This is a genomic window from Micromonospora sp. NPDC003776 (assembly GCF_053605645.1).
The window spans coordinates 1-6,130 of sequence record NZ_JBSGJR010000435.1; the positions used below are offsets into that span (position 1 = coordinate 1).

Sequence of the window (6,130 nt, forward strand, 5' to 3'; positions counted from 1 at the left end):
CCCGGCAGGGGAGGCGGCAACGCCGGGGAACGTGTGGACCGGTCAGGCGTGGAGACGCAGTCGCGTGGCGATCGCGTCAGCGAGGCGGTCGGGGGCGCCGTCGGCGTACCCGATGAACAGGCTGGGCTCGGTGAGTTCCAGCTCGACCAGGACGGGCGCGCCGTCGCGGCCGGGGATCAGGTCGACCCGGGCGTAGAGCAGCCGGTCCGTGCCGCCCGGGACCACCGCGAGGGTCTTCTCCGCGGTGTCGAGCTGCTCGGGGGTGGCCGTCCGGGCGTCGATCCGCTCCTCCTTGTAGAGCGCGGCCACGCCCAGGTCCGGACCGGTCAGCATCGGCCCCTTGCGGATCGCGTGGCTGAACACCAGGCCGTCCGGCCCGGCCAGGAAGAGCAGCGCGGTCTCCCCGGCGGTGTCCACCGCCCCGAGGTACGGCTGGACCATGGTCACCCGGCCGGCGGCGGAGAGCCGCCGGACGTGCGCCACGGCCAGCTCCCGGTGCTCCGGGTCGGCCAGGTCGTACCGGCCGGTGTCCTGGCTGCCGGCGCTGACCGCCGGCTTGAGCACGATCTCGCCGGAGTCGGCCGGCGGGTCCCAGCTCTCCCCCGGCGCGATCCAGGTCGTCGGCACGGTGGGCACGCCCGCCGCGGACAGCTCGGCGAGGTAGCGCTTGTCCGTGTTCCAGGCGACCACGTCGGCGGGGTTGACCAGCCGCGGGACGGTACGCGCCCAGGCGACGAACGCGTCGCGCCGCAGCGCGTAGTCCCAGGGCGAGCGGAGCACGACCAGGTCGTAGCCGGACCAGTCCACGGTCGGGTCGTCCCACCGGGCCGGCTCGGCGGTGATGCCGCGCGCGGCGAGCGGGCCGAGCACGAGCCGGTCGTCCGGGTCGAGGTCGGGCAGGGCGGAACAGGTGACGAGAGCGACCCGGGGTTCCCCCCGGGTCGACTGGTGGTGGTTGGTCAATTTATGTCAACGGGCCATCGTGCGTCGGGCCATCGACCGCCAGAGGTCGTTGCTCGGCCGCATCTGGTCCATCAGCTCACGCTCCCAGGCGTTCTCGACGGCGACCCCGGCCGTGGCGCAGGCCTGCCGCGCGACGTCGGTGCCGTCGGCGAACTGGTCGGCCCACACCCCGTCCTCACCCACGAGGACGATGCGCGCGCCGCGCTTACCGACGTACTCGATGACCGCCTTCGCCCCGCCGTGCCCGGCGGCGAACGACTTGATGCCCGCGACCAGGCCGTTGGGGGCCTGCTCGGCGGTCTTGTCAGCCGTCAGCGTCGTATCGGAACCATCTGCCATGACGCGAAGCCTAAGCAGAGTTCCACCCACATGTGCGAGAACGATGAACCAATTGTGATGCCAATTACCTACAGGTTTAAGGAAGACCACAGGTGATTCGCCCGTACATGTCCGCTATATACCGGCGAAGCGGACAGGAGAGATCGTCACAATCTGTCCAGGTTGGGGTGCTGACACGTTACCTGAAAAAAAATTCTGGAGAACCTCTGCCGCCTGCGGGAACTCCACCGACCGACCCGGTGCGCGGACGGGAGCTAGAGCAGGGCGTCGAGCGCGACGGCGGCGAAGAGGATCGTGAGGTAGGTGGTGGACCAGTGGAACAGCCGCATCGGCTTGACCGCCTCGCCGCGCGCCGCGCGCCGGCACAGCTTGTGCGCCTCCACCACGAAGACGCCGCCGACCACCAGCGCGGTCACCCCGTAGACGGGGCTCATGCCCAGCGGCCAGACGGCCAACGAGGAGAGCAGGGTCAGCCAGGAGAAGATGATGATCTCGGCGTTCACCCGCCGGACCGAGGCGACCACCGGCAGCATCGGGATGCCGGCCCGGGCGTAGTCGGCCTTGTACTTGATCGCCAGCGCGTAGAAGTGCGGCATCTGCCAGAAGAAGACCACCGCGAAGAGCCACCAGGCGGCGGGGGCCAGCGAGCCGGTGACCGCGGCCCAGCCGATCAGCACCGGAGCCGCCCCGCAGGCGCCACCCCAGAAGGTGTTGGCCGCCGTGGTCCGCTTGAGCCAGAGCGTGTAGACCAGGTCGTAGTAGGCGATCGCGGCGAGGGTCAGCGCCGTGGCCAGCCAGTTGGTGAACGCGGCCATCAGCACGATCGAGACGGCCGCCAGCACCAGGCCGAAGATCAGCGCGCTGCGCGGCGACACGGTGTGCGCCGGCAGCGGACGGCGCTTGGTGCGCCGCATCACCTGGTCGATGTCCCGGTCGATGTAGCAGTTGATCACGCTGGCGGCGCCGGCGGCGAGCGAACCGCCGACCAGCACCACGGCCACCAGCCAGAGCGAGGGCATCCCCCCGTCGGCGAGCATCATCGCCGGCACCGTGGTGACCAGCAGCAGCTCGACGATCCGCGGCTTGGTGAGCGCCACGTACGCGGCCACCACGGCCCGCACGTCCCGCCGCCCGGTCGCCGACGCCTCCGTCACCGTGCGCACCGGCTGCCCGGCAGAGTCGCTGACGGGGCGCTCGGTGATCATGCTCACGGATTGCCACCTTCCGGCTTCGGCGGGGGAGGTCGGGTCGGCGGCGCACCCGGCCGGGCCCACACACCGCCCCACACACTACGCGGCGTCGTTTTCGCTGCCCCGCAGACCCGACAACGGTGCGAGCCGTCACACCCGGCCGTGAACGGCCGATCCGGTCGGACCCGCACAGAACACCATGCAGAGATCCCCGGGCGGACGTTTAGGGACGCTCGATAGGGTCATCAGTGAGGGTTCCGCCCATCTGCCGAGGAGCACAACCATCGTGGCTGCCAACCGACCCGAGCTTCCCGCTCTCAACTGGTCCGACCTCGACCGCAGGGCCGTCGACACGGTCCGCGTGCTGGCCATGGACGCCGTGGAGAAATCCGGCAACGGCCACCCGGGCACGGCCATGAGCCTGGCCCCGGCGGCGTACCTGCTCTTCAACCGGGTCATGCGGCACAACCCGGCCGACCCGAACTGGGCCGGCCGCGACCGGTTCGTGCTCTCCGCCGGCCACTCCAGCCTCACGCTCTACATCCAGCTCTTCCTCTCCGGCTACCCGCTGGCCCTGGACGACCTCAAGGCCCTGCGCCAGTGGGGCTCGCTCACCCCGGGCCACCCGGAGCACGGCCACACCCCCGGTGTCGAGACCACCACCGGCCCGCTGGGCCAGGGCATCGGCAACGCGGTCGGCATGGCCATGGCGGCCCGCCGCGAGCGCGGCCTGTTCGACCCCGAACCGGACCGGGCCGACTCCCCGTTCCGCCACGACGTCTGGTGCATCGCCTCGGACGGCGACATCGAGGAGGGCATCAGCCACGAGGCCAGCGCCCTCGCCGCCCACCAGCAACTCGGCAACCTCTGCCTGATCTACGACGACAACGAGATCTCGATCGAGGACGACACCCGCATCGCCAAGAGCGAGGACGTCGCGGCCCGCTACGCGGCGTACGGCTGGCACGTGCAGACCGTCGACTGGCGCCGCGGCGACGCCGACCAGGACGACTACCACGAGGACGTGGAGGCGCTCTACCAGGCGCTGCTGGCCGCCCGGGCGGAGACCGACCGGCCCTCCTTCATCGCACTGCGCACCATCATCGGCTGGCCCGCACCCAACAAGAAGAACACCGGCAAGATCCACGGCTCCGCGCTCGGCGCCGACGAGGTGAAGGCCACCAAGCAGATCCTCGGCTTCGACCCGGAGCGGACCTTCGAGGTCGACGACGAGGTACTCAAGCACGCCCGCCAGGTGATGGACCGGGGCGCCGAGGCCCAGGCGGCGTGGACCACCACGTTCGACGCGTGGGCGCAGGCCAACCCGGAGCGCAAGGCGCTGTGGGACCGGATGTCCACCCGTACCCTCCCCCAGGGCTGGACGGACGCCCTGCCGACCTTCCCGGCCGACGCCAAGGGCGTGGCCACCCGGGCCGCCTCCGGCAAGGTCCTGGAGGCCCTCGCCCCGGTGCTGCCCGAGCTGTGGGGCGGCTCGGCCGACCTCGCGGAGAGCAACAACACCACCATGAAGGGCGAACCGTCCTTCGTCCCGGCGGTGCACGCCACCAAGGACTTCCCCGGCGACGAGTACGGCCGCACCCTGCACTTCGGCATCCGTGAGCACGCCATGGGCGCGATCCTCAACGGCATCGCCCTGCACGGCGGCACCCGCCCCTACGGCGGCACGTTCCTGGTCTTCAGCGACTACATGCGCCCCGCTGTCCGACTCGCCGCGCTGATGAAGCTGCCGGTGGTCTACGTCTGGACGCACGACTCCATCGGCCTCGGCGAGGACGGCCCCACCCACCAGCCGGTGGAGCACCTCACCGCGCTGCGCGCCATCCCCGGGCTGGACGTGGTCCGGCCCGCCGACGCCAACGAGACCGCCTGGGCGTGGCGGCAGGCGCTGGAGCACACCGACCGGCCGACCGCGCTGGCGCTCAGCCGGCAGGCGCTGCCGACCCTCGACCGCACCGACCTGGCCGGCGCCGAGGGCACGGCCAAGGGCGGGTACGTGCTGGCCGAGGCGTCCACCGGCAAGCCGCAGGTGATCCTCGTCGGCACCGGCTCCGAGGTGCAGCTCTGCCTCACCGCCCGGGAGCGGCTGGAGGCCGACGGCACCCCCACCCGGGTCGTCTCGATGCCCTGCCAGGAGTGGTTCTTCGCGCAGGACGAGGCGTACCGGGAGTCGGTCCTGCCGCGCGGGGTAAAGGCACGGGTGAGCGTGGAGGCGGGCATCGCCATGTCCTGGCGGGGCATCGTCGGGGACAGCGGCGAGAGCGTGAGCCTGGAGCACTACGGGGCGAGCGCACCGCACACCGTGCTCTTCGAGCAGTTCGGGTTCACCCCCGACCGGATCGTGGCCGCCGCGCACGCGGCGCTGACCCGGGTGGGCGACATCACCGGTTTCACGACCGGCAACTGAGGGGAGCGTGGACGGCATGACCGACAGGCTTGGTGAGCTGAGCGCCGCAGGAGTGGCGATCTGGCTCGACGATCTTTCCCGGACCCGGCTCAGCTCGGGCGGCCTCGACCAGCTCCGGCGGGAGCAGCACCTGGTCGGGGTGACCTCCAACCCGACCATCTTCGCCAAGGCGCTGAGCGACGCCGACGAGTACAACTGGCAGCTCAAGGACCTCGCCATCCGTGGGGTGGACGTCGAGGAGGCCGTCCGCATGCTCACCACGTACGACGTGCGGTGGGCCTGCGACGTGATGCGCCCGGCGTACGACGCGAGCGGCGGGGTGGACGGCCGGGTCTCCATCGAGGTCGACCCGCGCCTGGCCCACGAGGCGGAGAAGACCGTCGCCGAGGCCGGGGCGCTGTGGTGGCTGATCGACCGGCCGAACCTGTTCATCAAGATCCCGGCCACCGAGGCGGGCCTGCCGGCGATCACCGCCACCCTGGCCCAGGGGATCAGCGTGAACGTCACGCTGATCTTCGGCCTGGACCGGTACTCGCAGGTCATGGAGGCCTTCCTGGCCGGTCTGGAGCAGGCGAAGGCGAACGGGCACGACCTGTCCAAGATCGGCTCGGTGGCCTCGTTCTTCGTCTCCCGGGTCGACACCGAGGTCGACAAGCGGCTGGAGAAGATCGGCTCGGACCAGGCCAAGGCGCTGCGCGGCAAGGCCGCCGTGGCCAACGCCCGGCTGGCGTACGAGCGTTACTGCGAGGTCTTCGGCTCGGAGCGGTGGCAGAAGCTGGCCGACGCCGGCGCCCACCCGCAGCGCCCGCTGTGGGCCTCCACCTCCACCAAGAACCCGGACTACCGGGACGTCATCTACGTCGAGGAGCTGATCGCGCCCGGCACGGTCAACACCATGCCGGAGCCGGTCATCCACGCCTTCGCCGACCACGGCGAGACGCGCGGCGGCGACACCGTCACCGGCGCCTACGACGAGGCCCGCCAGGTCTTCACCGACCTGCAGGCCGTCGGCGTGGACATGTCCGACGTGATCGCCACCCTGGAGCGGGAGGGCGTGGAGAAGTTCGAGGCGAGCTGGCGCGAACTGCTGGACGGGGTCCGGAAGTCGCTCACCGAGGCGGCCAAGGGCGCCGGGCAGCCGAACCAGGCCGCCCAGGGCAACGCGCAGGCCGCCGAGCAGGCCGGGGGCAACGCGTGACGAACGGCGCCGGAC

5 protein-coding genes are annotated in these 6,130 nt (G+C 71.3%); 2 read left to right on the forward strand and 3 right to left on the reverse strand.

What is annotated here, in order from left to right; all coding sequences use genetic code 11:
• Positions 1-42 precede the first annotated feature (42 nt).
• From ACWEVO_RS27315 to ACWEVO_RS27325, 3 genes are all read right to left on the reverse strand, one after another.
• Entirely contained in the window at positions 43-963 is a 921-nt protein-coding gene (locus ACWEVO_RS27315; RefSeq protein WP_452310362.1) for an ATP-grasp domain-containing protein, read from the reverse strand.
• Positions 964-969: 6 nt separating this feature from the next.
• Positions 970-1,302, reverse strand: coding sequence for a hypothetical protein (locus ACWEVO_RS27320; protein WP_355639961.1), 333 nt, complete (start codon positions 1,300-1,302; stop codon positions 970-972).
• A gap of 254 nt (positions 1,303-1,556) precedes the next feature.
• Positions 1,557-2,513, reverse strand: a complete 957-nt coding sequence (locus ACWEVO_RS27325; protein WP_452310363.1) for a heme o synthase — start codon at positions 2,511-2,513, stop codon at positions 1,557-1,559.
• A 265-nt stretch (positions 2,514-2,778) separates the two neighbouring features.
• Between ACWEVO_RS27325 and tkt the strand changes: the two genes are divergently transcribed.
• Together tkt and tal are read left to right on the forward strand one after the other, a co-directional pair.
• Positions 2,779-4,917, forward strand: coding sequence for a transketolase (tkt, locus tag ACWEVO_RS27330; protein WP_452310364.1), 2,139 nt, complete (start codon positions 2,779-2,781; stop codon positions 4,915-4,917).
• A gap of 16 nt (positions 4,918-4,933) precedes the next feature.
• Positions 4,934-6,115, forward strand: coding sequence for a transaldolase (tal, locus tag ACWEVO_RS27335; RefSeq protein ID WP_452310365.1), 1,182 nt, complete (start codon positions 4,934-4,936; stop codon positions 6,113-6,115).
• Positions 6,116-6,130: the final 15 nt, after the last annotated feature.